Genomic DNA, 25708 nt, shown 5'->3' with positions numbered 1-25708 from the left:
GCACCGCCGGGGCCGCCAGGCCGGGGGATCGGGCGCCGATGGCCGAATTCCGGTGGCCGGGCGGCGGGGGCCGGGACGCGAGGGCGGCGGGGTCGTGGTGCCTCGTCCCGAGGGTCGGGACGTGCACGGGCGGGTTGCCCGGCCCCTCCGCCGTGTCGGTGGTCAGCCGCCCGCGTGGGCCGGTTCCGACTGGTCGGCCGGGATGGTGGTCTGCGGCGTGTCCGGCGAGCGGCGGCGGGTGAGGCGGGTGGCCAGCGGTTCGGTCCAGCGGGCGGTGAGCGGGCCGAGGACGACCAGGAGCAGGACGTACGCCGTGGCCAGCGGGCCGATCCGGGGTTCCGTGCCGACGGCGAGACCGGCGATGACGATCGAGAACTCGCCGCGCGCCACCAGCGCGCCGCCGGTCCGCCAGCGGCCCTTGGACGGGATGCCCGCGCGACGGGCGGCCCACCAGCCGGTGGCGATCTTCGTCAGCATGGTGACGACCGCCAGGGCGAGCGCCGGGAGCAGCACCGGCGGGATGGCGGACGGGTCGGTGTGCAGCCCGAAGAAGACGAAGAACACGGCCGCGAACAGGTCCCGCAGCGGGGACAGCAGACCGTGCGCGCCCTCGGCGACCTCCTCGGACAGGGCGATGCCGACCAGGAACGCGCCCACCGCAGCCGACACCTGGAGGTGCTGGGCGACGCCCGCGACCAGCAGGGTCAGCCCCAGCACCGCCAGCAGCAGCATCTCGGGGTTGTCGGAGGAGACCGCGCGGCTGATGATGCGTCCGTGGCGCAGGGCGACGTAGAAGACGGCGCCGACGGTGCCCAGGGAGATCAGCAGGGTGACGCTGCCGCCCGCGAGACTCGCGCCGGTCAGCAGGGCGGCGAGGACCGGCAGGTAGACGGCCATGGCGAGGTCTTCCATGACCAGGACGCACAGGATGACCGGCGTCTCGCGGTTGCCCGTGCGCCCGAGGTCGCCGAGCACCTTGGCGATGACCCCTGAGGAGGAGATCCAGGTGACTCCGGCGAGGGCGACGACGGCGACCGGCCCCCAGCCCAGGAGCAGCGCGGCGACGGCGCCGGGGGCGGCGTTGAGGACGAAGTCGACGGCGCCCGAGGGGTACTGGGTCTTGAGGGTGGTGACGAGGCTCGACGCGCTGTACTCCAGCCCGAGCATCAGCAGCAGCAGGATGACACCGATCTCGGCGCCCGTGGCGACGAACTCCTCGCTGGCCTGCAGGGGCAGGATGCCGCCGTGGCCGAAGGCGAGCCCCGCGAGGAGATAGAGGGGTATGGGGGAGAAGCCCACCCGTCCGGCGAGACGGCCCAACAGCCCGAGGGCGAGGATGATCGCTCCGAGTTCGATGAGCATGGTGGTGGTGTGGTGCACGGGCGTCTGACCTCCGTGGATCGGTGCGGTGTCGGCGTCTGTGCCTGATGAGCGGGTGCCGGAACGGCAGGTGCGGTGCCTGGGAGGACTTTCGGGGTCGGGTGGCGGGGCCCTGGCCACGGGTGACAGGGGTGAGCCGGGGGTGTCCCCTATGGGGTGTGGGAGTTCCCGCAGTGCCCCGGGCCGGGTGGGCCGAGGGGGCGGGGGTGCGGCGCGGGCTGCTGCCGGGCCGGGAGCCGGCGGTGCTCGTGGCTGATGAAGGGTGCTTCAGCGCCTTGGACGGCTGCTCGGGCGGCAGAGGGTGCCACCGGTATCCGGGACGCCGTCGCGGGCGGCGTTGTCGACACGTACGGAGATCACCCGACCCATCTCACGCCCCCCGTTCTTCTTCTCATCGGTTCAACCGGTCGGCGACGCTCAGCAATCGGTACGCGGCACCCAGGACGCGGCGTGCTCGATACGCCGCACTCGGTGCCCTGCACTCAACGTGCAGAGTTCAACGCTCGACGAAAGAGCGGAACGCTGCTCAACGGAGCGTAAGCGCTTGATAAAAATTTTAGCGCACCCCAAACCGGGGTGCGCCAGGAAGAACGCCGCATGACATGACAAAGTGATGGGTGTGAGGGTGGAACGATCCCGGCGGCCCACGCTCTCAGCGGGCCGAGTTCCGCTCCCGTCCGCCCTTCTGCGGCGGGTACGGGTCGAACAACTGCACGCCGATTCCGCTGAGCACCAGACCTGCCGCGATGAGCAGCCCGTCGGGCATGAACAGGCCGAGGCTCAGCAGGCCGAGGCCGATCCCCAGCACCCACCAGGCGCGCGCGTGTCGGTACGCGCGGGGCCGGGTGGGCCGCCCGCTGGCCATCGAGCGCGCGAAACGCGGGTCGTCCTGCTCGATTCGGGCCGCGAGATCGACGAGGCGCTTGTCGTCGGACTGGGGCACGTCTCCTCCTTCCCGAACGGTGGCAGCACGGTGAGACGGCCGGCCGTCACCTCCGAAGCAGCGCCTCCGGGCGTCGGTGGTCGTGGGCACCGACGCCGGGGCGGAAAAGTGGACCGACGGCCCTCGAGAACTCGACACTCCACCATCGGGCCGCCCCTGGGAGTCTGCCCGTGCGCCGAGGTCATCACCCGTCCGCCACCGGGGCGTTCGGCGGGGACGGGCCTGCTTCCACTTCAAGGATCACCCGCCCGGGACCCCGAGACCATCAGGGGCAGCCCTCATCTTCGCGGGGGCCCAGGCTGTACACGGACCGGCCGGGCACCGCACACCCACGGAAGAAATGGGGGCTGTCACGGATGGCTCTCCGCCGGGCCGGCACTCACGCTGGGTCTCGGCGGCCCGCGCCCGCGCCCCCGGTCGCGCGGGCCGCCACCAGCTCCGGAGCACGGGAGCCTACGACAGCAGGGCCGCACCAGGCTGCACGCCTGCCGGACAGGATCCCCGGAGCAGGGCCGGGTCACGGCGGTATCAGGGAAGGACCAGGGCGGCATCAGGGCAGCACTGCGGCCGTGCCGGGGCATAAGCACAGCGGCCGGCCGTACCGACGACGGACGGATCCGGACGAGCACGGTGAGGAGGTGGTACCGGATGCCACTGTTCTGGCGGATCTTCCTGCTGAACGCTGTCGTGCTGATCGTGGCCACCGTCCTGCTGCTCGGACCGGTCACCGTCTCCACCCCTGTCCTGCTCACCGAGGCCCTCGTGCTCACCGTGGGACTGGCCGCCATGCTCGGTGCGAACGCGCTGCTGCTGCGCGTCGGCCTCGCCCCGCTCCAGCGCGTCACCCGCGCCATGTCCACCACCGACCTGCTCCGCCCCGGACAGCGCCCCGAGGTCGCCGGGCGCGGGGAGATCGCCGAGCTGATCAGCACGTACAACACGATGCTCGACCGGCTCGAGGACGAACGCGCCGCGAGCAGCGCCCGCGCCCTGTCCGCGCAGGAGGACGAACGCCGCCGGATCGCCCAGGAGCTGCACGACGAGGTCGGCCAGAGCCTCACCGCCGTCCTGCTCCAGCTCAAGCGGGTCGCCGACCACGCCCCGCCGGAGCTGCGGGAGGAACTGAGCCTGGTGCAGGAGACCACCCGGGGCAGCCTGGACGAGATCCGGCGCATCGCCCGCCGGCTGCGCCCCGGCGTCCTGGACGAACTCGGGCTGGCCAGCGCGCTCAAGGCCCTCGCCGCCGAGTTCGGCGGTGAGGGCCTGACGGTCCAGCACCGCCTCGGCCCCGACCTGCCCGACCTGGGCCCGGAGGCCGAACTGGTCCTCTACCGGGTGGCCCAGGAAGGGCTCACCAACATCGCCCGGCACGCGCACGCCCGCCGCGCGGAGATCTCCCTGCGCCGCACCCCCTCCGGAGTGGAGCTGCGCGTCCGGGACGACGGCCAGGGCATCGGTGCCGCGTCCGAGGGCGCCGGCATCCCCGGGATGCGTGAGCGGGCCCTGCTCGTCGGCGCCGACCTCGACGTGGGTCCGGCCGCCGCAGGCGGGACCCTCGTGCGCCTCGTCGTCCCCGTTCCGGTGCGGGGGTCCGCGCCCGCGCGGACCCCTCCGCCCCTGACCGCCGTCCCCGACCGGAAAACCCGAACATGACCGACCCCGGCTCCACCCGCACCCCGCCCGGCACACCCGCCGGCGCCGAGACCACCACCCCGGCCGGTGCCGGGAGCGGCGGCGCCCCGACGCGCATCCTCCTCGCCGACGACCACGCACTGGTCCGCCGCGGCGTACGCCTCATCCTCGACGGCGAACCGGACCTGACCGTCGTCGCCGAGGCCGACAACGGCGCCGAAGCCCTCGAGCAGGCCCGCATCCACGAACCCGACCTGGCCATCCTCGACATCGCCATGCCCCGCCTGACCGGCCTCCAGGCGGCCCGTGAGCTCTCCCGCACCCTGCCGCGGACGCGGATCCTCATCCTGACCATGTACGACAACGAGCAGTTCTTCTTCGAGGCGCTGGGGGCCGGCGCCTCCGGGTACGTGCTCAAGTCCGTCGCCGACCGCGACCTGGTGGAAGCCTGCCGGGCCACCATGCGCGGCGAGCCGTTCCTCTACCCGGGCGCCGTCAACGCCCTCATCCGCAACCACCTCGAACTCGCCCGGGACGGCCGGAACCTGCCCGCCAAAGCCATCACCGACCGTGAGGAGGAGATCCTCAAGCTGGTCGCCGAGGGGCACACCTCGCAGCAGATCGCCGACCTCCTCGTCATCAGCCCCAAGACCGTGGAGCGCCACCGCGCGAACCTGCTGGCCAAGCTCGGCCTGAAGGACCGGCTGGAACTCACCCGGTACGCCATCCGGGTGGGGCTGATCGAGCCCTGACCGAGCACGTCTGTTCTCCGGGGCCGGCGGTCAGCGCTCGGCTTCGGCGGGCTCCCGTTCGGCTTCGGCGGGCTCCCGTTCGGGCACGGGTCCGGCGTCCGGGCTTCCGGCAGGACCTGCGTCCAGGTCCGGGGGGAGCCCCGTGCCCGACGAGGGCCCGGCGTCCGGGTCGGGCCCGGTGTCCCGGGAGGAGCCGCGGTCGGGCAGCCGTGCCCGGACGGCGCGCAGGGCGCGCGCGAGCAGATGGGACTGCTTGGCGAGCACCGGGCCGAGCACGGCGAGGACGAGGACGTACCCGGCGATGAACGGCGTGAGCCGGTCGTCGAGCCCCGCGCCGGTGGCCATGGCGGCCAGGATCAGTGCGAACTCGCCACGGGAGACGAGGGTCGTGGCGATGTCGGCCGCGATGTCGACGCCGTACCGGTACAAGCGGGCCACCAGCAGGCCCGCGGTCAGGTTCATCGCGAGGGTGAGCACCACCGCGACGGCCACCGGACCCGCGACGGAGGCGATGTCCCCCGGGTCGATGGCCAGCCCGAAGGCGAAGAAGAAGATCGCCGCGAAGGCGTCCCGCAAGGGGTGCACCAGGGTGCGGATCCGGGGCGCGGCGGGGGTGCCGGCCACGATCAGCCCGACCATGAACGCCCCGATGGCGTCGACGACCCCGAGCACCTCGGAGACACCCGCGACGAAGATCGCGGTCCCGAGGAAGGTGATGACCAGCAGCTCGTTGTCGCGTACGGACATGATCCGGCCGAACAGCCGGGTGCCGTGGCGGGCGGCGACGGCCAGCACCATCAGGAAGCCGAACGCCTTGGACGCCTGGAGCGCCATGTCCCCGAGCCCCTGGGCGCCGCTGAGGACGGGCTGGAGGGCCGCGAGGTAGAGGGCGAGGAAGATGTCCTCGACGACGGTGACACCGAGGATGAGCCGGGTCTCGGGCCGGCTGATGTGACCCAGCTCGATGAGGATCTTCGTGACGATCGCGGAGGACGAGATGCCGAGCACCCCGGCGAGCACCAGGGCCTCCCGCGCTCCCCAGCCGAGGGCGAACCCGAATCCCAGCCCCGCGCCGACGTTGAGCGCCAGGTAGATGCCACCGGCGCTGATGAGCTGTTTGCCGCCCCGTCTCAGGTCGTCGAGGTGGAACTCCAGGCCGAGGTAGAAGAGCAGCAGGACGAGACCGAGCGCCGACAGCATCGAGAAGTCGTGGGCGTCCTCGACCAGGACAAGCCCCGGTGTGTGCGGACCGAGCAGAATGCCGGCGAGCATGAACAGGGGGATCGTCGGCAGCCCGATCCGGCTGCCGAGGCGGGCGAGGAACGCTGCGGCGAGGAACGCGCCGCCCATGGCGAGCAGGGTGTCGGCATGTCCCACGGGTCACCACCTTCCACAGCACGGGGACGGAGCGGGATCCGATCGACCGATCCGGGTGGGGACTGCTCCTTCGTATCGGTGGGGGTTCTCCGCCGTACGGGGCTGCGGCCGGTACATCCCCGGGTGCGGAGCGGTGGCGGCCGGTGCGTGCCGGGACCGGGCCCCGGTGTTCCTCCACGCTCACATCCGGCCCCGGGCGCTCGCCATCCGTGACACCACCCAAACGAGGTGGCGGACGACACCCATGAGGTGTGGGGGAAGGCCCCTCATCACGGGCCGGTCGCCGGGGGCGACGGGGCCACCGCGCGTTTTTACGCCGTACGGTTTCGCGCCACGTGGCGGTGGCACACCGTACGGCTTCCCTCCGCGCGGGAACACACCGGGTGCGAGACTCTCTTCGCCCAGCCCAGCCCAGCCCAGCCCAGCCCAGCCCAGCCCAGCCCTCGCCCCGCCCCCGTCAGGAGCGCCGTCGATGCCCCACCCGTACGTCCTGCTGTCCGCCGCCGTCTCGCTCGACGGGTATCTCGACGACACCGGCCCCGAGCGGCTGCTGCTGTCCGGGCCGGAGGACTTCGACCGGGTCGACGAGGTACGGGCGTCGGTGGACGCGATCCTGGTCGGCGCCGGCACGATCCGGGCCGACAACCCCCGGCTGCTGGTCAACGCGCCCGAGCGGCGTGCCGCCCGGGCCGCCGGGGGCCGGCCCGCCTACCCGCTGAAGGTCACCGTCAGTGGCTCGGGCGACCTGGACCCGGCGGCGCGGTTCTGGCACACCGGTGGCGCGAAGGTCCTCTACACGACCGACAAGGGTGCCGAACGCGCCCGCGCCCACGGCCTTGCCACCGACATCGTGGAGCTCGGGGCCGAGCTCGACTGGCGCCGGCTCCTGACGCACCTGTACGACGCGTACGGCGTCCGGCGGCTCATGGTCGAGGGCGGCGGCGTCATCCACACCCAGCTCCTCACCCAGGGCCTCGCCGACGAGCTCCAGCTGGTCCTCGCCCCGCTCTTCGTCGGCGACCCGGACGCCGCCCGCCTCTTCGGCCCCGGGCCCTACCAGGGCGGCCGGCTGCGGCTGCTGGAGACCCGCCCGATCGGCGACGTCGTCCTCATGCGCTACGAGCCCACCGCCCCCGGCGCCGGCCCGCTCCCCGTCGCCGCCGACCACCACTGGCTGGCCCTCGCCTGTGAACTGGCGGAGCGGTGCCCGCCCTCGGAGACGGCGTTCAGCGTGGGCGCGGTGGTCGTCGCGGCCGACGGCACCGAGCTGGCGCGGGGCCACTCCCGCGAGGGCGGCGATCCGATGGTGCACGCCGAGGAGGCCGCTCTCGCCAGGATCGACCCCGCGGACCCGCGGCTCGCGACCGCCAGCGTGTACTCCAGCCTGGAACCCTGTGCCCGCCGAGCCTCCCGTCCGGCGCCCTGCGCCCGGCTGATCCTGGACGCGGGGGTACGGCGGGTGGTCACCGCGTGGCGGGAGCCGGACACCTTCGTGACGGGCGCCGACGGCAGCGGAGTGCTGGCCGCGGAGGGCGCCCTGGTCGTCCTCCTGCCGGAGCACAAGGAGGCCGCCGAGGCGCCGAACGGCCATCTGATCGGCCGGTGACGCAGGGGCGGCGGTAACGCGTGTGCGGAGTGCCCCGCGGATGCCGTATGCTGGTGAACACAACGACGCGGGGTGGAGCAGCTCGGTAGCTCGCTGGGCTCATAACCCAGAGGTCGCAGGTTCAAATCCTGTCCCCGCTACTGAACGCCGAGGGCCGGAATCCGAAAGGGTTCCGGCCCTCGGCCGTTTCCGTCCGTCCCGTTTCAGGAGCGCGTCCCCGGGTACTCCCACGTCGATGTCACGTCAGGTGATCGGGCCGCCTCGCTACGCATAACAATTGACGCACCGTCAACTCGAGTGTGACGAGTGCGGTGAGGTCAACTCGCCCGGTTTTGACCGGTCGTGGCGCTTAAGTCTGTGCGGGAATCGTTAACGATCAAGAGGAACGGCTTGGAATACGACCCTCGCGTCTATTAACGTTCGATAACGCAGCGCGGTCGTCCCAGCCGTCACACGAGTCGGCTCCGTGCGCACGCGCCGAATCCCGCAAGGGAACCGGGGAACCAACATCTTGGGGTGAATCGCGCGAGTGCCCCCGTGGAGACACGGACGGTATACGCGCGTAGGAGACCTTCCTGCTCCGAACCCGTCAGCTAACCCGGTAGGCGAGAAGGAAGGAAAGGAGCGCGCCCACGTGGCGTCCAATCGGCCTGCCCCCGAGGCCCTCTTCATGCCGAGCCGGCACGACAGCGAAACCTTCGGCTACGGCAGCATCCGCACCGACGAGGGCCCCTTCGAGGAGTGGAACCCCACCGAGGAGTCCGTTCGTCCCGTGCGCGGCCGGCATCGTGTCGGCAAGCAGCGCGGCGGAGGCCTCGCCCGTAGCTCCACCGTCCTGGGCGTCGGTGTCATAGCGGCCGTCGCCGGTGGCGGCATGGCCAGCGCCCAGACCGGCAAGCCGCCGGTCTCCATCTCCGTACCGGACCTTCCCTCTGTTGGTTCCCTCATCTCCGACGAGGAAACCCCCCAGGGCTCCGCCACCCCGCTCAGCAGCATCGGCGCGGTCGTCGACGAGGCCGAACAGGGCACCGCCTCCGACGCCGGCGAGGTGCTGCGCGCCCGGATCATGGCCCAGGTCGAGCAGCAGCAGAGCCAGGCCCAGGACAAGGCCGCCGCCGAAGCCGCCGCGAAGGCGGAGAAGGAGGCCGAGGAGAAGGCCGCCGCGGCGAAGAAGGAGGCCGAGGAGAAGGCCGCCGCCGCGAAGAAGAAGGCGGAGGAGGAGGCCGAGAAGAAGGCCGAGGCCGAGCGTCTCGCCGCCCTGGCCAAGCAGTACACGCTGCCCACCTCCTCGTACACCATCTCCTCGACCTTCGGTCAGGCCGGCGCCTACTGGTCCTCCGGCCAGCACACGGGCCTGGACCTCGCCGCCCCCACCGGCACCCTGCTCAAGGCCGTCCACACCGGCACGATCACCTCCGCCGGCTGGGACGGCTCGTACGGCTACAAGACCGTGCTGACCCTCGACGACGGCACCGAGATCTGGTACGCCCACCAGTCCTCCATCAGCGTCAGCGTCGGCCAGCAGGTCAACACCGGCGACGTGATCGGCCGCGTCGGCGCCACCGGCAACGTGACCGGCGCCCACCTCCACATGGAGGTGCACCCGGCCGGCTCCGCCTCGGGCATCGACCCGATGGCCTGGATGCAGTCGAAGGGCCTCACCGTCTGAGATTCCGGCCCCGGCCGGTCTCGCGTCCTGCGCCCTCGCAGCCACAGCCCCGGCAGTCCTGACGACGCCCCCCGACGTCAGGACTGCCGGTCCGGCGTTTCAGGAGCGGTACGGGTTCGGCCCGGACGCCGGGCGCCCGGGGCGCCCGGGGCCCACGGCGCCGTACGGGCCGTACCCTCCGCGCGCTTCGGGCATGCGGTACGGGCCGTGCACCGGCCAGGGCGGGGCGGGCGGTGCGGTGGCTCGGGCCGCGTACTCCAGGGCCGGGCGGGCCGTACTGCGGCGGTGCCACATCTCGCGCAGCAGCTCGTGCTCCCGTACGACGAAGTCCGCGCCCACGCGGCCGCGGCGCCCCCGGTGCCGCAGGAACGCCAGCGACGTCGCGTACGCCCCGTACTGCGCCACCGCACGGGCAGCGGTCCGGCCGCCGTGCCGGCGCGCGTACCGCCGGGCGATACGCCGGGCCCGCATCGAGCCGAGCGCGTAGGGCTGGGCCGGGGTCAGCCAGCCGGCCCTGACGTACGCGGGCAGCTCCTCCCGTACGGTCCGCAGCTCGCGCTGCCGGGTCCACACCACCAGCCAGGTCAGCAGGCCGAACGACGGCACCATGAACGCCGCGTACACGGCGAAGAAGCCGTACTCGCCGAGGGCCGATGAGGTGTTCCACAGGGCGTGCATGCCCATCGCGAGCAGCAGGCCGCCGAGCGGGAGCAGGACGCGCACCGGGCGGCGCCGCCGGGCGGCGAGCGCGGCCATTCCGAAGCCGATGCCGGTGAGGACCGTGAAGAGCGGGTGCGCGAACGGCGACATGACGACGCGGACGAAGAACGTCGCCGCGGTGACGGAGGAGACGCCGCTGCCGCCGGTGAGCTGGTCGGTACCGAAGGCGGTGCCGAGGTAGAGGATGTTCTCGGTGAAGGCGAAGCCGGTGGCGGTGACCCCGGCTATCACCACGCCGTCGAGAATTCCGGTGAAGTCGCGTCTGCGGAACAGGAAGACCAGCAGGACGGCGGCGGCCTTCGCGGACTCCTCCACGACCGGGGCTATGACGGTCGCGCCGAGCGTGTCCGCGCGGGACGGGTCGGCCGTCTCCGTCGCTATCCACCGTGTGGCGAAGCTGTTGGCGACGATCGCCATGAGCGCGGCGGCGCAGGCGCCCCAGGCGAAGGCGAAGACGAGGTTGCGCCAGGGACCCGGCGCGACGCGCTCCAGCCAGCGGAAGGCGGCGACGAGCAGCGGTACCGGCAGGACGGCGAGGCCGAGCCCGACCAGGAAGCCCTCCGTGCCGGTCTGCTCGCGGACCAGTCCCAGGATGACCAGGCCCGAGAGCGAGAGAAGGGCGGTCAGCGCCCCATAGCGCACCCAGGGCCGCTGCCACCAGTGCGCATGCCGCAGGGCGGGCCCGTCGGCCGGCCCTGCAGGACCGGAGGCCGCGCCGGGCCGGGTCGGGTACGGACGGCTGATGGCCACGACATTGACCCTAACGAGGGAACGGTGCTGCCCGCAGGACCACCAGGTGGGCTCAGGTGCCGACGGCGTCCCGGCCCTCCCGGTCGGCGTCCCGGTCGACGTGCTGTACGCGGCGGAAGAGCAGGTCGTTCACGACATGACCCTTGTCCAGCCCCTGTCCCTCGAAACGGGTCAGCGGCCGGAACCCCGGACGCGGCGCGAAACCGCCGTCCGCCACGGTGTTCTCGAAGCCGGGGTGCGCGGTCAGCACCTCGAGCATCTGCTCGGCGTACGGCTCCCAGTCGGTGGCGCAGTGCAGGAGCGCACCCGGTGCGAGGCGGGTCGCGGCGAGGTCGAGGAAGGCGGGCTGGATCAGCCGGCGCTTGTGGTGCCGCTTCTTCGGCCAGGGGTCGGGGAAGTAGACACGCAGCCCGCCCAGCGCGTCGGGGGTGAGCATCTCGCGCAGCAGGATGATCGCGTCGCCGTTGCCGACGCGGACGTTCTCCAGGCCGTGCTGGTCGGCGAGGCCGAGCAGATGGCCCTGGCCGGGGGTGTGGACGTCCACGGCGAGGATGTTGGTGCCCGGGTCGGCGGCGGCCATGCGCGCGGTCGCCTCACCCATGCCGAAGCCGATCTCGAGGACGACCGGGCGGTCGTTGCCGAAGAACGCGGCGAGATCGAGGCGCTGCCTGCCGTCGACGTCGAAGCCCCACCGGGGCCACAGCCGCTGCAACGCGTCCGCCTGCCCGGCGGTGACCCGGCTCCGGCGTGGCTGGAAACTCCGGATCCGCCGCTCGAAGTGCGACCCGGCGGGATCGGCCTTCGGCCCGTCCGGGAAGCGGGGCTCGCCCTTCTCCCGGGTGGGGCGGACCGACACGCCGGGCGTGTGCCCGGGGTGCGGGGCGGGGGCTTCGGGGGTGCTTACGGAGTCAGACACAGTGCTGTCGATTTTACGGGGGTCGTGCGAGGGCTCCGCGGTCGGTTCCTGGGTCGGTCATGAGGTCGCTCCCGTGGGCGACGGGGAACCGGTGGGGGCGGCCGCCTCAGCGGGGCACGCCGTCCAGGGCGGCCAGGGCCCGGCGGGCGACCTCCCGGCCGATGGGCAGGGACGCCGTCGCCGCGGGCGAGGGGGCGTTGAGGACGTGGACCGCGCGGGGCGTCTCCTGGATCAGGAAGTCGTCGGCCAGGGTGCCGTCACGCAGGACCGCCTGGGCCCGTACGCCCGCCGTGGCCGGGACCAGGTCGGCCTCCCGGACCGCGGGCACGAGCCGGCGGACCGCCTCGGTGAAGGCCCGCCGGGACAGGGAACGGTGCAGCTCTCCGCTGCCGTGCCGCCAGTGGCGGCGGGCCAGGTGCCGGGAGCCCGGCCAGGCCAGCGTGGCGGCCAGCTCGCGCGGGCGGACCGTACGCCAGTGGTAGCCCTCGCGCGCCAGCGCCGGTACGGCGTTGGGCCCGACGTGGACGCCACCGTCGACGCCGCGCGTGAGGTGGACGCCGAGGAACGGGAACGCCGGGTCGGGTACCGGATAGACCAGGCCGCGGACCAGCTCCGGGCGGGCCAGCTCGTAGTACTCGCCGCGGAACGGCACGATGCGCATGCCGGGGTCGTCGCCGGTGAGACGGGCGATCTCGTCGCAGTACAGACCCGCGCAGTTCACCAGGACCCGGCCGCGCACGACGTCCCCGGCGGCGGTCAGGGCGGCCACGCCCCGGTCCGCGCGACGGTCGATGCGGGTGACCCGCGCGCCGTAGCGGATCTCCGCGCCGGACGCGGCCGCCAGCCGGCGGGCCACCGCCGCGTAGTCGCAGACGCCGGTGGTGCCGACGTGCAGGGCGGCCAGGCCCTCGACCTCCGGCTCGTACGCGGAGATCTGCGCGGCGCCCAGTTCGCGGACCGTCAGACCGTTCTCCCGGCCGCGCTGGGCCAGGGCGTGCAGGCGGGGCAGCTCGCCCCGGCCGGTGGCGACGATCAGCTTGCCCGTCACCGCGTGCGGGATGTCGTACTCCGCACAGAACTTGACCATCTCGGCCGCGCCCCGTACCGCGTACCGCGCCTTCAGGGACCCGGGGCGGTAGTAGATGCCGCTGTGGACGACGCCGCTGTTGCGACCCGTCTGGTGCCGGGCGGGGCCGGGTTCCTTCTCCAGCACGGTGACCCGCGTGCCCGGCGCCGCGCGGGTGATCGCGTACGCCGTCGACAGGCCGACGATGCCGCCGCCGATCACCAGCACATCGCAGTCGTACGTCCGCTGCGCCACCCGCACCACCTCCCGGTCCCGATAGTGCACTGCGCCACTGACAACGCCCGTAAACCCCGGAAGCGACAAGGGTCTGCCGAGGCGTGCCGATATGGGGCGGTCGGGGTGGCGGTCGGGGTGGCGGCCGGGGTCAGGCGGGAGTCATCAGCAGGGGCCGGGCGCGCTCGCGCAGTTCGACCACGCGGGGTTCGTCGCCGTAGGGCTCCAGGCGGTGCAGGAGGTCCCTGACGTACTCCGTGGTGCGCGCGGACGAGATGCGGCCGGCCACCTCCACCGCGCGCACGCCCTGCTCGCAGGCGGCGTCCAGGTTGCCCGACTCCAGTTCGGCGACCGCCGAGACGACGAGCCGCAGCCCGTGCGAGCGGACGAACTCCTCCGTCGGCCGCGACAGCGCCTGCTCGGTGAAGTGGCGGACCTGGCGGGGCGCCTTCAGGTCGCGGTAGCACTCGGCGGCGTCGGCGGCGAAGCGGTCGTAGGAGTAGAAACCCAGCCAGACCGGGTCGCTGTCACCGGGGCGGGAACGTTCCAGCCAGCCCTCGGCCGCCTTCAGTGCCGCGCCGGCCGCCGGGGCGTCGCCCGCGCGTGCGTGCGCGCGGGCCTCCACGAGCCGGAAGAAGCTCATGGTGCGGGCCGTGGCCAGGCCGCGGTTGCGCTCCAGCGCGGCCTGGGCGAGGTCGACGCCCTCGTCGCCGAAGCCGCGGTAGGTGGCCTGGAGGGACATGGAGGCCAGGACGTATCCCCCCAGGGGGACGTCGGCCGCCGCGCGGGCCAGGCGCAGGGCCTGGATGTAGTAGCGCTGGGCGGCCTCCTGCTGGCCGGTGTCGAAGGCCATCCAGCCGGCCAGCCGGGTGAGTTCGGCCGACGCGCCGAACAGGGAACGGCCCACGTCGTCGGCGTAGGAGCCGAGCAGCAGGGGTGCGGCCTCCACCCGCAGGCACTCGGGGACCATCGACGAACGCCAGTCGCCGCCGCCGTACTTGGAGTCCCAGCGGCGCGCGTCCTCGGCGGCCTCGCGCAGCTTGCGCACATCGCTGTGGCCGACTCTGGCCGGTGCGGCGGAGCCCTCCGCGGGGCTCACCTCGCGCGCGACCGAACTGTCGGCCGGGGTTATCAGCCAGCGCGAGGCAGGCGTTGCATATGCGCTCACTGCGAACGATCCGGCGAGCGACTGCCAGATGCCGCCGGACCCCGCGCGGCGGCCGGCCAGGTCCAGCCGGTACAGCTCGGTGGCGGACTTCACCGCCTGTCCGACGTCCCGGGGGAAGGCCAGGCCCACTTCGGGCGCGGGATCCGCGTCCGCCAGGCCGATCTCGTGGAGCGGCACCGGGCGGCCGAGCTTCTGACCGATGGCGGCGGCGATCAGGTGCGGCGCCGCACCCTGCGGCACCATGCCCTTCGACACCCAGCGCGCCACCGACGTCTTGTCGTAGCGCAAGGTCAGCCCGCGCTGTGCGCCAAGGTCGTTGACGCGCCGCGCGAGGCCCGCGTTGGAGATACCCGCGAGGGTGAGAACGGTGCCGAGCTTCTCGTTCGGCCCGCGTTGCTCCCTGGACATGAGCCACCCCTCGACACAGACGGCTGCCGCCCTGGCATAACCGTGCGGCATTCGTAAACCCAGCGTAGTTCGCCGCATCCCAAGCGTTAAGGGGCATTCTTCCGGATGGCGGGATTGTGGTCCGTACTGAAGTGCGGGTCCGATACGCGCAGTTGCGGCATGCTCCCGGCGTGTGGCCGTGCGCCCGTGCGTGCGCTCTCCTTCGGTCATCGAGAGGGCGGTTCCATGGTCCATGCGTGGGTCGGCCCGCTGTACTGGATCCGGTGGGCTGGGGGACACTGCCGCCTTCATCCCCGCGGGCGGCGGAACGGTCCGGGAGGCGCACTCCGTCTCCCGGACCGCGCGACCGCCGGGCGGTGCGCAGGGCCTGTACGGAGCGTGTTCGAGAGTGTTCTCACCTCTCCGAATTGGCCGAAAATCGACCCCGCTGTTCCGGGGCTATCAACGCATCTACCATGGCAGTTGAGGGCGCGTTAGGGGTTCTTGGGGCGCGCTGGGGGGCGCATTCGCGTCGCAGCGGTGCAGACGGGTGCATGGTCGCGGGTGGACGATCTTCTTGCCTCGGGCGGGTGTTCGGAACGGGGTAGGAGTATCCGCCGGGGCGCATTCGACGGAGCACATGCGGTACCGGCACCCCTCCTGAGCGCCTCCGTCATGGCAGCATGGGTGAACCGGTGCGTACGGTGCACCGGTTGTCCACAGCCTGTGGAGGCGTCGATGCGGTGGTTGGTGGGATGGAGCAGCGCCGCCGCGGGCGCCCCGGCGTTCGGCTCCGTCGGCGCCACCGGCTCCGACGGCGAGACACTGCAACCGGTGGGTTCCCACCCGTTGTGGGGCGACCCCGATCCGCTGTGGGCGGTCGGCGACTGGCGCCCCGACGAGGTGCGGGTGGTGACCGGCGACGCCGACACCCGGATCGCCGTCCTCGGTATCTGCGGCGCCACCGACGAACAGCTGCGCGTCGCCCTGTTCGCCGCGCGCGGCGGCGCGCTGCGCCATCTGACCGCCTGGCCGGGCAGCTACACCGCCGTCGTGCAGGTGGGCCGCCGGGTCACCGTCTGCGGCGACCTCGCGGGCGCCCGGCCGGTGTTCCACACCCCCTGGGAGGGTGGCACCGCGTACGCGACCGCCGCGCTGCCGCTCGCCGACCTCGTCGAGGCCAACCTCGACTTCGGCCACCTCGCCGCGCTCCTGGCCGCCCCCGATGTGCCGGCCGCGCTCCACGACTCCACTCCGTACGACGGAGTGAAGCGCGTTCCGCCGGGGCATGCGCTGATCCTGCGCGCCGGGGCGCGCGAGATCGCCGGGTACGAGCCCGTCGCCTCGCTCGCCGTCGCCGCGCCGCCCGCCGACCCGGCCCGCGCGGTGGACGCCGTCCGGGACGCGCTGATCGAGGCCGTCCGCACCCGGCTCGCCGCACCCCGGCACGTCCCCGGCGCCGACATCGATCCCGGCCCGGTGCCGGGCATGGGCCCCGCCGAACGGCGCGCGGCGCGCGGAATGCCGGTGCCCGGGATCGGGGCCGACCTCTCCGGCGGGCCCGCCTCCGGGACGCTGGCGCTGCTCGCCGCCGGGCTGCCGGGCATGCCGGGAACCGTGCTGGGACACGGCACGGGCGCGGGGGAGCGGCTGCTCGCCGTCACCTTCAACGATCTCGCGGGGGGCTCCGGCGGCGCGGGCGGCGGCACGGGAAGCGGTTCGGGCGGCGGGCCCCACGGCGGGCGGGAGGACGAGATGGCGCGCGCCGGGGCGCTGGCCGCCAACCCCCGGCTGCACCACGTGGTCGTCCCCGGCGGCGAGGACACCCTGCCGTACGCCGATCTCGACGGACCGCTCACGGACGAGCCGGCCCCCTCCCTGGTCACCGCCGCCCGGCACCGGGCACGGCTGGCCGCGGGCAGCGCCGACCACTTCACGGGGTACGGGGCCCGGCAGGTGCTCGACGCGCATCCCGCGCGCCTCGCCGACCTCCTCATGGACCGCAAGCGGCGCCATCTCGTACGGCCCGTCGCCGCGCTGGCGAAGGCCGACGGGTCCGTGATGGTGCCCGCGCGCGTGTACGCCGCGGCCCGGCGCCTGTCCCGTACGCCGTACCGCACGGGGCTCGAGACCCTCGCGGAGCAGCTGCTGCGCCACCAGCTGGACGACGGGGCTCCCTGGGGTGCGGCGGACGCCTCGCTGGCCTTGCTGACCTGGGGAAGACCCGGGCCGGCGGCGCGCTGGCTGACCGGCGAGGCGCTCGCTGAAGTATCGGTTCGCCTCCAGGCGTCCACCCGCCGGTCCGACGTGGGGCCGGGGCAGCGGCCCGGTGACTTCCGCGCGCGTGCTGCACTGACCCGGCACGCGACCGATGTACGGGTACTGGAGCAGGCCGCCGAGATCCGCTTCCAGCGGCTGCACACACCGTTCCTCGACAACCAGGTCGTCCGCGCGTGCCGGGCGCTCCCCGAGGCGCTGCGGGTGAAGCCGGGGGCGCGGGCCTCCGTCCTGCGGACCGTGCTCGAAGGCGCGGGCGTACGGGACCTGCCCGCCGGGTGGGGCGCGCCGACCCAGGCGAACACCACCGCCGCGGCGCGGATCGGGCTGCGGGTCGCCGCGGGCACCCTGATGACGTTGTTCGACACACCGCTGCTCGCGGAGGCGGGCCTTGTCGAGGCCCGCGTGGTGCGCAAGGCGCTGCGGGCCGCCGCCGAGGGAGAGCCGCTGCCGCTGGACGGGCTCGCGGATCTGGTCGCGCTGGAGCTGTGGCTGCGGCGGCTGCTGGCGCGCCGGGGGACCTGCTGGACGGGGACACCCGGGCGGCAGCGGGCGGTGCCCGGGGGCATCGCGCCGGAGCGGGGGGCGTTGGCCCGGGGGGTTTGAGCGGGAGCTTGGGTCTGCGGTGCGGGTGCCTGCGACGCGGGTCCCTGCGGCGCTTGGGCGGGATTGGTTCGGGGGGCGGTTGTCGAGCCTGTGCGGGCCGGTGCTCGTGTGCCTGCGGCGCCTCTGCGGCTTCGGTGGGGGTGCGCGTAGCGCCTGCGGTGCGGTGCGGTGTGGGTCGGTGCCGGGGTGGGGTGGGGTGTCCGTCCTCGGTCCGGCGCGGAACCGGTGACCGTACAGGGGCCGGCGTTGACGCGCCGGCCGCTGGGGGCGGACACCCCACCCCGTCACCTTCCCGCCGTGGGCGGCTGGTTCACGCCCACCGGCCGGCGGGGCCGCGCGCCGTGCGCGGCTTTACGCGCAGGTGAAGCGGGACTCCGCCCAGTCGGCCAGGGCCAGGTTGTCGAAGTGGCTGTGGGGTTCCACCACCAGGCGTACGGTCTCGCGGCCCGTCAGGTCCACGTGGACCGGGATCGCCGGGGCGCCGCCCTCGATCCGGCCGGAGTTCCACAGGGGTACGCCGTCCGCGTGGACGGAGAAGGTGACCTTGCCCAGCTTCATCCGGGCGATGGACAGGGCCGACCTCTGCCGGACCCAGCTGCTCTCGCCGATGCGCATTTCGGGGGCGTCGCCGTTACCGCCGATGTCGTGGGCGAGCTCGCTCCACTGGTGGACCGTCGGGGCGGGCGGTGTCGGAAGCGGTCGGCAGGCTCGCGGCCTGGGCGGCGAAGACAGCGAAGTCGTCGACCGGGTGCCCGCGTTTCGCCGACTGTGTCCAGGACGCCGCCACCCGTCGTACGGAGGTGAGCAGGTACGCGCGTACGGCGTGCTCGGGGCCCGAACCGCCGCGCACCGCCTGGAGCACGCGGGCGAACACCTCGGAGGTCGGGTCGTCCGCGGTGCGGGCGTCCCGGCAGCAGGTACGGGCGTCCCGGCGCACCGCGTCCGCGTGACGCCGGTACAGCTCCTCGTACGCCGAGTCGTCCCCCGCACGGAGCCGGGCGACGAGGTCGGCGTCGGACGGCGGCAGTTCGCGCGGGGCAGCGGGACGCTCTCCTCGCGCCGGCCGCGCTGGGCGGGGACGACGCCGTCCGGGGCGTCCCTGTCGTCGGGGGGTACGCTCGCGCGCCACCCCTGACCCGGTACCTGCGGTGGGCGCTCCGCCCCGGGGTCGCCGTCACCGTACGACTCGTCCCGCCCGTCAACGCTCATCGCGGAAGCCCTCGCCACCTGCACCATCAGTCCTGACCACGGGGCAGGGTGCCATATTGGCTTTTGGTCAGGACAGCTGAGGGAGGGTCAGCCATCCGTCCGAGGGTTTCTGCCGCACGGGAGTGTGGGCAGTCACCTGTTCGGGGAAAGGGTGGGGCCCGCCCGGCGCGGACGGGCTCCGTCGGCCGTGCGTGCCCTCACGCCGGGCGTGAGCGCAGGCCCTCCAGCAGGATGTCCAGCAGCCGGGCCGAGGCCGCCGCCTGCTGGGCCGGGTCCGGCAGCGAGGGCGCGGCCGTGGCGATCACCAGGAGCACGTCCGACACCGACACGTCCGGCCGCAGCGCGCCCGCCTCACGGGCCCGCTCCACGAGCCGGCCGACGACATCGAGAAGCTGCGCCGCGCCGGCGTCGTCCTTCCCGGCGGTGGCCGGCCCCTCCTCGGGCACCAGCCGCAGCTCGGCGCCTGCCGGCTGCGACCGCTGCTGCGGCACGCGCGCGTGGTCGTGCTCGTCCGCCACGCCCACCCGCAGCACCTGCGGCGGCAGCAGCCGCCCGGCGCCCGAGGCGACCGACGTGCGCAGGAAGCGGGACAGCGCCGACCACGGCTCGTCCTCCTGACCGAGCGCCGTCCGTGCCTGGTCGGTCAGCCGGGAGGTCTCCTCCTCGGCTATCCGCCGCACCAGGACGTCCTTGCTCGGGAAGCGCCGGTACACCGTGCCCACACCGACCCGGGCCCGGCGCGCCACGTCCTCCATCGGCGCGCCGTAGCCCAGCTCGCCGAAGACCTCACGTGCAGCGCGCAGCACGTGCTCCAGATTGCGCTGCGCGTCCACACGCAGCGGCGTCGTGCGCGGCCCTCCCGCGCGTCCGTGGCCCGACGACGCGCTCAGCGCGGTGCCGGGCGCCACGGTGGACGCGGAAGACCAATGAGAATCCTGAACATGCATACGTATTCCCCCGGTGATGACGTCTCCCCCCGGAGACTCCCCGCCATAGATGGCCGGAGCTCGAGAAACATGCCCGGTGGCCGGACCCGCCCGTCGCGGACCCGAATGAGCGCATCCCCCTACACCCCGTCGACGTACGAACATAGTTGAGAGGGCGTCAATTCAGAAGGGGCAGGTTCCGCACGGAGCGCCCCCCGATCGGAGTACGGGGCGCATTGATCCCGTATGTACCCCGGGGGAAGTGCCAGAAAAGCACAGCTGACCTGCGCACGCGCCGTTCACGCGGACGATCCGGACCGCTCGGCGCGCTCACGGCTTCCGGTCACACAATTCGTCGGGGCTGTGGACAAACGCAAGCGGCGGGTGCGTCATGGGATGGTGAAGGAACGTGCGCGCATTCTTGTTGTCGGTGGCGGATACGTCGGGATGTACACGGCCCTGCGCCTGCAGCGGAAGCTGAAACGGGAGATCGCCCGGGGTGCGGCCGAGATCACCGTCGTCACCCCCGATCCGTACATGACGTACCAGCCGTTCCTCCCCGAGGCGGCCGCCGGTGCCATTTCTCCTCGTCATGTCGTCGTACCACTGCGTCGTGTCCTGGACCGGTGCCACATCCTCATCGGCGAGGCCTCCGCCATCGATCACGCCGCACGCGTCGCCACCGTCACCACCCTCGCCGACGGCGAGGCGGGCAGGAGCGGCGGCGGCCGGGCGGTGGTGTACGACGAACTCGTCCTCGCGCCCGGCTCCGTCTCGCGCACCCTGCCGGTCCCCGGTCTCGCCGACCACGCCATCGGTTTCAAGACCGTCGAGGAGGCCATCGGGCTGCGCAACCACGTCCTCGAACAGATGGACATCGCCTCCTCCACCCGCGACCCCGCGATCCGCGACGCCGCCCTCACCTTCGTCTTCGTCGGCGGCGGCTACGCGGGTGTCGAGGCGCTCGGCGAGCTGGAGGACATGGCCCGCTACGCCACGCGGTACTACCACAACCTCCGCCCCGAGGACATGAAGTGGATCCTCGTCGAGGCCTCGGACCGCATCCTGCCCGAGGTCGGCGAGGACATGGGCCGCTACACGGTCAGTGAACTGCGCCGCCGCAACATCGACGTACGCCTGGAAACCCGCCTGGAGTCCTGCGCCGACCGCGTCGCCGTGCTCAGTGACGGCGCCCGCTTCCCCACCCGCACCGTCGTGTGGACCGCCGGCGTCAAACCGCACCCCCTCCTCGCCGCCACCGACCTGGCGCGCGACGGACGCGGACGGCTGCGGTGCACCGCCGAACTCGCCGTCGAGGGCGCCCCGCACGCGTGGGCCGCGGGCGACGCCGCCGCCGTCCCCGACGCCACCGCCGAGGAACCCGGCCGGGAATGCGCCCCCAACGCCCAGCACGCGCTGCGCCAGGCGAAGGTCCTCGCCGACAACATCGTGCACTCCCTGCGCGGCGAACCGCTGGACACGTACGCCCACTCGTACGCCGGGTCGGTCGCCTCCCTCGGGCTGCACAAGGGCGTCGCCCATGTCTACGGGCGCAAGATCAAGGGCTACCCCGCCTGGTTCATGCACCGCACCTACCACCTGAGCCGCGTTCCCACCTTCAACCGCAAGGCACGCGTGGCCGCCGAATGGACCCTCGCCGGGCTCTTCAAACGGGAGATCGTCTCCCTGGGTTCACTCGAACACCCGCGGGCCGAGTTCGAACTCGCGGCCGGTGGAAAGCCTTCTCAGGACCCCCCGGACAACCCGAAGGGGTCGTCCTGACCGTACCCAGGAACTCCACGGACCGGCCCGACGTCTGACGGATGTCGGCCCGGTCGGCAGCCTGCCAGACTGGTCCACCACCGAGGGCGGGCGGCTGCCTGTCCCCGGTGCGGCCCAGGGGCCCCGGCCGGTCCCGTTTCCCGGCCGCCGACAACTACATGAGGCAAGGATTCGTGAACTTCACCCGCTGGAGCGCCCGGCTCCCCGGAACGCAGCGCCGCACCGCAGCGCGCAGCGAGCACGCGGTCTCTCCGGACCGGCGGGGAGAGGGCTCCGTGCCCACGGCCCGCGCCGAACAACTCATCGAGGACCCACGGCCCGTGCCCGCCGTCGACGACCTCAAGGTGCGCGAGGTCCTCGACCACGTCCCCTCCCTCGTCGCCCTGGTGCACGGCCCGGACCACCGCATCGCCTACGTCAACGACGCCTACACGACCCGCTTCGGCGCCCGCCCGGCCGGCGCCCCCGCGCGGGCAGCGCTTCCGGAACTCGACGAACTCGGCCTGCTGCCCCTCCTCGACCAGGTCCTGCGCAGCGGAAAGTCCCGCACGGTCAAGTCCCGCAAGGCCCCCGACGGCCGCTCCTACACCTTCACCTGCACCCCGGTCACCCAGGGCGACGGCAGCGGTGTGCTGGTCTTCGCCACCGACGTCACCGACCACGCCGAGGCCGCCGAACGCCTGCGAGCGAGCGAGCGCCGCCAGCGCGAGACCGCCGTCACCCTCCAGCGCTCCCTGCTCCCGCAGGAGCTCGAGGAACCCGACGACCTGCGGGTCGCCGCCACCTACCACCCCGGCGGCACCGAGGCCGCCGTCGGCGGCGACTGGTACGACGTGATCACCCTCGGCGGCGGGCGCACCGCCCTGGTGATCGGCGACGTCATGGGCCGGGGTGTCCGCGCGGCAGCCGTCATGGGCCAGCTCCGCACGGCGGTGCGCGCCTACGCCCGCCTCGACCTCCCTCCGCACGAGATCCTCCAGCTGCTGGACGGCCTCGCCACGGAGATCGACGCCAACCAGATCGCCACCTGCGCGTACGCCATCCACGACCCCAACGAGGGCACCCTCGTCTACGCCTCCGCCGGCCACCTGCCCATCCTGGTCCGCGACGAGCACGGCACCGTTCAGCGCGCCGACGAGCCCACCGGCCCCCCGCTCGGCACCGGCGGCTGGATGCACTCCTCCGGCTCGATCCCCCTGGCTCCCGGCTCCACCGCCGTCCTTTACACGGACGGCCTGGTGGAGCGCCGCAACGAGGACCTCGACGAGGGCATCGCCGCCCTGGAGCGCGCCCTGGCCGGCGCGACCGGCACCCCCCAGGTGATCTGCGACCGCCTGGTCCGCTCGGCGGGCGTGACCCCGGAGCACGACGACGACGTCGCCGTCCTGGTGCTCCAGCACCCCGCCCGCGAGGGCCCGGAGAGCGAGCTGTTCCACAACGCGGCCCTGGACCTGCTGGGCGGCGTCGAAGCGGCTCCACGCGCGCGTGCCTTCGCCTCCGGCGTGCTCACCAGCTGGCGCTTCCCCGCCGACCTGCACGACCTGGGCGTCCTGGCCACCAGCGAACTGGTCGCCAACTCCCTCCAGCACGGCATCCCGCCCATGCGGCTGCGCCTGCGCCGCACCGACCGCCGGTTGATCGTCGAGGTCACCGACGGCGACGACCACCTGCCGAGGCGCCGCCGCGCGGAACCCGCCGACGAGTCCGGCCGGGGCATCGCCATCGTCGCGACGATCGCCTCCAACTGGGGAAGCCGGCGCACCCCGGGCGGCGGCAAGTCCGTCTGGTGCGAGTTCGCCCTGCCGAAACCGGTCACCCGGTAGGGAGCGGAACGTTGTGCGGGGTTGTCGTCCTCAGGCGTGCGCCGGAGACGGGCCCGCCGGGGCGGTGCCACCCTGGGCGACCACCCGGCTCCGTGCCACCGACGGCTGGTCCTGCACCTCCGTGAGCTGCCGGCCCAGCCGCAGCGCGAGGACCGTGATCCCCAGTGAGAACAGTACGAAGACCACGATGTACGGCCCGTGCAGCGAGGCCCCCATCGGTCCGCCCACCGCCGGACCGATGGCCAGCGCGAGCTGCTTCACGAGGGCGAACGCCGAGTTGTACTGCCCCGCCAGCCCTTCCGGTGCGAGATCCGCGACCAGCGGCGCGAGCGTCGGCGACAGCATCGACTCACCGAGCCCGAACAGGGCGTACGTCGAGATGAAGGCGGCGGTCGCCATCGCCTGGCTGCCGTTCCCGAGGCCCGCGTACCCGGCCACGGCCCACGCGACGGCCCAGAGCAGCCCCACCGACGCGATCACGCGCGTGCGGCTGCGGCGCTCCACGAACCGCAGCACCACGAACTGCGCGAGCACGATGACCAGTGTGTTCGCCGCCAGCGCCGTCCCCAGTGTCGACGTCGACATACCGGCCGCCTCGACCCCGTACGCGCTCAGTCCCGACTCGAACTGTCCGTAGCAGGCGAAGAACAGCACGAAGCCCAGCACGCACAACTGCACCATGGCCCGGTTGCCCATCAGCTGCTTCCAGCTGCCCTTGGCCGACGGAGCCGGCGCGCCCTCGACACGCGGCGAGCGCGGCATCCGCACCGTCGCCATCACCACGACCAGCAACAGGAACATCGCCGCCTCGATCGAGAACAGCACGGTGAAGGAGGAGGCCTTGCTCGTGTCGACCAGGTGTCCGCCGATGAGACCGCCGACCCCGAGCCCGAGGTTCTGCAGGAAGAACTGCATGGCGAACGCCCGCGACCGGGTCTGAGCCGTGGAGCAGTCCACGATCATCGTCGCCAGCGCCGGCTGCATCACGGCCTGCCCGGCCCCGAGCGCCGCCGCCGACACCAGCACACTCGTCGCGCCGCTCGACAGGCCCAGGCTCAGCGCCCCGACTGCGGCCGTGACCAGGGCGGCGAGCAGCACCGGCAGCGGGCCCCGCCGAACGATGGCCCGCCCGGCGAACGGGAGCACGATCAGCGCGGCCACGGCGAACACGGCGAGCACCAGTCCCGCCGTCATGGCGCCGAGTCCCCGCACCTGTGCCACATAGACGTACAGGTAGGGGACGGTGAAGCCGAGCCCGAACGCACTGAGTGCGTTGCCCACGTGGATCCGGCGCATCGCAGCGCCCATCGCCCTGGTCACGTTCACCTCTCTCAGAAGTTAGGAGTGAAGACTTAGAAGCTAAAGTTCAAAGGTGAAGAATACATATCGAACGGCTTCAATGCGAAGGGCTTCGAGGTGAAGGTTGGCGTGCCATACTGCGGCCATGGGTGACCCCTCCGGCCTCAACGAGCCGACACTCGAAGAGCAGATCGCCGCGTACCAGCGCGAGTTCCAGGGCCTCGACCCCCAGGTCGAGAAGATCGTCAACGCGCTGTCCCGACTGAACCGCCGCATGAACGTCGCCTACGGCCGCCAGATCGCCGAGCTCGGCATCACCAGCGCCGACTGGGAGGTCCTCAAGGCCCTCGTCCTGGCCGGCGCCCCGTACCGCATGGGCCCCAGCGACCTCGCCAAGCGCCTCGGACTCACGCCGGCCGCCATGACCCACCGGATCGACCGCATGGTCACGGAGGGACTCGTCAACCGGGAACGGGACGAGACGAACCGGGTGCGGGTCATCGTCGAGGCGACGCCCGTCGGCCGCGAGAAGTGGCTCGAGGTGATGCGCATGGCGACGGTCTTCGAGGAGGATCTGCTCCAGGACCTCTCCCCGGACGAGCGGATGGCCCTGGGTGAGGTGCTCACCCGCCTCCTGCGCAGGGTGGAGGACGCCCAGCCCGACGCCGGTGGACGCCTCACCGACCTGGACTGACGACCGCGCCCCACGGACGGCCGAAAAGATCTTGACAGGGGTCACTTGACTCCCCCCTCCCCGATCCGTAGGGTTCTTCGAGTTGCCATCGGGACGTAACGGTTCTTCGGCAGCACTTCCGCCGCGGGAGCGGCACTCAAAACCCCAGCACGACCTCCCCAGCGGACAGCTTTCGGCATGTCCGAATCCAATTCGCACGGGATGTCGCTGCTCGATTCGGATCCGAACGGCTCCGATTTGAGAAGCGGCGAGAGGGTCCGCTAAGGTTTGAGGCGTCGGAACGGCCCAACGGCCGGAAAGACAAACCCCGCTGACCAGGGGTCAGATCGAAGAAAAAAGATCTGATAGAGTCGGAGCCGCCGGAAAGGGAAACGCGAAAGCGGGAACCCGGAAAGCAAAAGCCCGAGGAAATCGGATCGGAAAGATCTGGTAGAGTCGGAGACGCAAGACCGAAGGGAAGCGCCCGGAGGAAAGCCCGAGAGGGTGAGTACA

General features: G+C 72.8%; 18 protein-coding genes, 1 tRNA gene, 1 pseudogene and 1 riboswitch. Of the genes and pseudogenes, 9 read left to right on the top strand and 11 right to left on the bottom strand.

What is annotated here, in order from left to right; all coding sequences use genetic code 11:
- Positions 1–162 precede the first annotated feature (162 nt).
- Both ACFWVE_RS08440 and ACFWVE_RS08435 read right to left on the bottom strand, forming a co-directional pair.
- Complete coding sequence (locus ACFWVE_RS08440) at positions 163–1380, bottom strand: cation:proton antiporter (protein WP_384009518.1); 1218 nt, start codon at positions 1378–1380, stop codon at positions 163–165.
- A gap of 652 nt (positions 1381–2032) precedes the next feature.
- Entirely contained in the window at positions 2033–2323 is a 291-nt protein-coding gene (locus ACFWVE_RS08435) for a DUF3040 domain-containing protein (protein WP_384009516.1), read from the bottom strand.
- A gap of 648 nt (positions 2324–2971) precedes the next feature.
- Here ACFWVE_RS08435 and ACFWVE_RS08430 point away from each other — a divergent pair.
- A complete protein-coding gene (locus ACFWVE_RS08430) occupies positions 2972–3976 on the top strand; it encodes a histidine kinase (RefSeq protein ID WP_384009515.1) in 1005 nt (334 codons plus the stop codon).
- A complete protein-coding gene (locus ACFWVE_RS08425) occupies positions 3973–4707 on the top strand; it encodes a response regulator (RefSeq protein ID WP_384009513.1) in 735 nt (244 codons plus the stop codon). Before ACFWVE_RS08430 ends, ACFWVE_RS08425 begins: the two co-directional genes overlap by 4 nt.
- Before the next feature lie 30 nt (positions 4708–4737).
- On the opposite strand, the gene ACFWVE_RS08420 is transcribed toward ACFWVE_RS08425, so the two are convergent.
- On the bottom strand, positions 4738–6084 hold the full coding sequence (locus ACFWVE_RS08420; protein ID WP_384009511.1) for a cation:proton antiporter: 1347 nt from the start codon (positions 6082–6084) through the stop codon (positions 4738–4740).
- A gap of 472 nt (positions 6085–6556) precedes the next feature.
- Between ACFWVE_RS08420 and ACFWVE_RS08415 the strand changes: the two genes are divergently transcribed.
- The 3 genes from ACFWVE_RS08415 (at position 6557) to ACFWVE_RS08405 (ending at position 9359) form a co-directional block, all read left to right on the top strand.
- The gene (locus ACFWVE_RS08415; protein WP_384009510.1) at positions 6557–7690 is read left to right on the top strand and encodes a dihydrofolate reductase family protein; all 1134 of its coding nucleotides are present in this window, start codon (positions 6557–6559) and stop codon (positions 7688–7690) included.
- A 66-nt stretch (positions 7691–7756) separates the two neighbouring features.
- Positions 7757–7830: transfer RNA gene (locus tag ACFWVE_RS08410), tRNA-Met, on the top strand.
- Between the two features lie 325 nt (positions 7831–8155).
- A riboswitch (cyclic di-AMP (ydaO/yuaA leader) is annotated at positions 8156–8313 on the top strand.
- 11 nt (positions 8314–8324) lie between these two features.
- A complete protein-coding gene (locus ACFWVE_RS08405; protein WP_384009508.1) occupies positions 8325–9359 on the top strand; it encodes a M23 family metallopeptidase in 1035 nt (344 codons plus the stop codon).
- Positions 9360–9458: 99 nt separating this feature from the next.
- On the opposite strand, the gene ACFWVE_RS08400 is transcribed toward ACFWVE_RS08405, so the two are convergent.
- The 4 genes from ACFWVE_RS08400 to ACFWVE_RS08385 all read right to left on the bottom strand — a co-directional run bounded on the left by ACFWVE_RS08400 (position 9459) and on the right by ACFWVE_RS08385 (position 14621).
- On the bottom strand, positions 9459–10829 hold the full coding sequence (locus ACFWVE_RS08400; protein WP_384009506.1) for a PrsW family intramembrane metalloprotease: 1371 nt from the start codon (positions 10827–10829) through the stop codon (positions 9459–9461).
- A 52-nt stretch (positions 10830–10881) separates the two neighbouring features.
- On the bottom strand, positions 10882–11745 hold the full coding sequence (gene trmB, locus ACFWVE_RS08395) for a tRNA (guanosine(46)-N7)-methyltransferase TrmB (protein WP_384009504.1): 864 nt from the start codon (positions 11743–11745) through the stop codon (positions 10882–10884).
- A gap of 106 nt (positions 11746–11851) precedes the next feature.
- Positions 11852–13066: an L-2-hydroxyglutarate oxidase gene (gene lhgO, locus ACFWVE_RS08390; RefSeq protein WP_384009502.1), complete on the bottom strand. Its 1215-nt coding sequence runs from the start codon at positions 13064–13066 to the stop codon at positions 11852–11854.
- Between the two features lie 130 nt (positions 13067–13196).
- Positions 13197–14621: an MFS transporter gene (locus ACFWVE_RS08385; RefSeq protein WP_384009500.1), complete on the bottom strand. Its 1425-nt coding sequence runs from the start codon at positions 14619–14621 to the stop codon at positions 13197–13199.
- A 717-nt stretch (positions 14622–15338) separates the two neighbouring features.
- Between ACFWVE_RS08385 and ACFWVE_RS08380 the strand changes: the two genes are divergently transcribed.
- Positions 15339–17483 carry an asparagine synthase-related protein gene (locus ACFWVE_RS08380; protein WP_384009498.1) on the top strand — a complete coding sequence of 715 codons (2145 nt, stop codon included), beginning with the start codon at positions 15339–15341 and terminating at the stop codon, positions 17481–17483.
- Between the two features lie 351 nt (positions 17484–17834).
- On the opposite strand, the gene ACFWVE_RS08375 is transcribed toward ACFWVE_RS08380, so the two are convergent.
- The 3 genes and pseudogenes from ACFWVE_RS08375 to ACFWVE_RS08365 form a co-directional block, all read right to left on the bottom strand.
- Positions 17835–18098 (bottom strand): NPCBM/NEW2 domain-containing protein, encoded by a 264-nt coding sequence (locus ACFWVE_RS08375; RefSeq protein WP_384009497.1) that lies wholly within the window; start codon positions 18096–18098, stop codon positions 17835–17837.
- 73 nt (positions 18099–18171) lie between these two features.
- A pseudogene (locus ACFWVE_RS08370) lies at positions 18172–18692 on the bottom strand (RNA polymerase sigma factor); the annotation flags it as partial.
- A 197-nt stretch (positions 18693–18889) separates the two neighbouring features.
- Positions 18890–19639 (bottom strand): TetR/AcrR family transcriptional regulator, encoded by a 750-nt coding sequence (locus tag ACFWVE_RS08365; protein ID WP_384009495.1) that lies wholly within the window; start codon positions 19637–19639, stop codon positions 18890–18892.
- Positions 19640–20014: 375 nt separating this feature from the next.
- Here ACFWVE_RS08365 and ACFWVE_RS08360 point away from each other — a divergent pair, with 375 nt between their 5' ends.
- Complete coding sequence (locus ACFWVE_RS08360; protein ID WP_384009493.1) at positions 20015–21400, top strand: NAD(P)/FAD-dependent oxidoreductase; 1386 nt, start codon at positions 20015–20017, stop codon at positions 21398–21400.
- A 173-nt stretch (positions 21401–21573) separates the two neighbouring features.
- Positions 21574–23223 (top strand): SpoIIE family protein phosphatase, encoded by a 1650-nt coding sequence (locus tag ACFWVE_RS08355; RefSeq protein ID WP_384009491.1) that lies wholly within the window; start codon positions 21574–21576, stop codon positions 23221–23223.
- Between the two features lie 30 nt (positions 23224–23253).
- Here ACFWVE_RS08355 and ACFWVE_RS08350 read toward each other — a convergent pair whose 3' ends face one another.
- The gene (locus ACFWVE_RS08350; RefSeq protein ID WP_384009634.1) at positions 23254–24531 is read right to left on the bottom strand and encodes an MDR family MFS transporter; all 1278 of its coding nucleotides are present in this window, start codon (positions 24529–24531) and stop codon (positions 23254–23256) included.
- A gap of 136 nt (positions 24532–24667) precedes the next feature.
- Here ACFWVE_RS08350 and ACFWVE_RS08345 point away from each other — a divergent pair, with 136 nt between their 5' ends.
- Positions 24668–25216 carry a MarR family winged helix-turn-helix transcriptional regulator gene (locus ACFWVE_RS08345; RefSeq protein WP_384009489.1) on the top strand — a complete coding sequence of 183 codons (549 nt, stop codon included), beginning with the start codon at positions 24668–24670 and terminating at the stop codon, positions 25214–25216.
- Positions 25217–25708: the final 492 nt, after the last annotated feature.

Origin of the sequence: Streptomyces sp. NPDC058632 (assembly GCF_042717095.1) — a bacterium.
In the GTDB taxonomy this organism is placed as follows: Bacteria; Actinomycetota; Actinomycetes; order Streptomycetales; family Streptomycetaceae; genus Streptomyces.
The sequence above is the reverse complement of the archived record's forward strand: the minus strand, read 5'-3'. Positions and strand labels throughout refer to the sequence as shown.

What these genes read in the sequence shown, in the direction of transcription:
- ACFWVE_RS08430 (WP_384009515.1), top strand. Translation starts at nt 2,972, where the DNA reads ATGCCACTGTTCTGGCGGATCTTCCTGCTGAACGCTGTCGTGCTGATC.
- ACFWVE_RS08425 (WP_384009513.1), top strand. Translation starts at nt 3,973, where the DNA reads ATGACCGACCCCGGCTCCACCCGCACCCCGCCCGGCACACCCGCCGGC.
- ACFWVE_RS08415 (WP_384009510.1), top strand. Translation starts at nt 6,557, where the DNA reads ATGCCCCACCCGTACGTCCTGCTGTCCGCCGCCGTCTCGCTCGACGGG.
- ACFWVE_RS08385 (WP_384009500.1), bottom strand. Translation starts at nt 14,621, where the DNA reads ATGTCCAGGGAGCAACGCGGGCCGAACGAGAAGCTCGGCACCGTTCTC.
- ACFWVE_RS08380 (WP_384009498.1), top strand. Translation starts at nt 15,339, where the DNA reads ATGCGGTGGTTGGTGGGATGGAGCAGCGCCGCCGCGGGCGCCCCGGCG.
- ACFWVE_RS08375 (WP_384009497.1), bottom strand. Translation starts at nt 18,098, where the DNA reads ATGCGCATCGGCGAGAGCAGCTGGGTCCGGCAGAGGTCGGCCCTGTCC.
- ACFWVE_RS08365 (WP_384009495.1), bottom strand. Translation starts at nt 19,639, where the DNA reads ATGCATGTTCAGGATTCTCATTGGTCTTCCGCGTCCACCGTGGCGCCC.
- ACFWVE_RS08360 (WP_384009493.1), top strand. Translation starts at nt 20,015, where the DNA reads ATGGTGAAGGAACGTGCGCGCATTCTTGTTGTCGGTGGCGGATACGTC.
- ACFWVE_RS08350 (WP_384009634.1), bottom strand. Translation starts at nt 24,531, where the DNA reads ATGGGCGCTGCGATGCGCCGGATCCACGTGGGCAACGCACTCAGTGCG.
- ACFWVE_RS08345 (WP_384009489.1), top strand. Translation starts at nt 24,668, where the DNA reads ATGGGTGACCCCTCCGGCCTCAACGAGCCGACACTCGAAGAGCAGATC.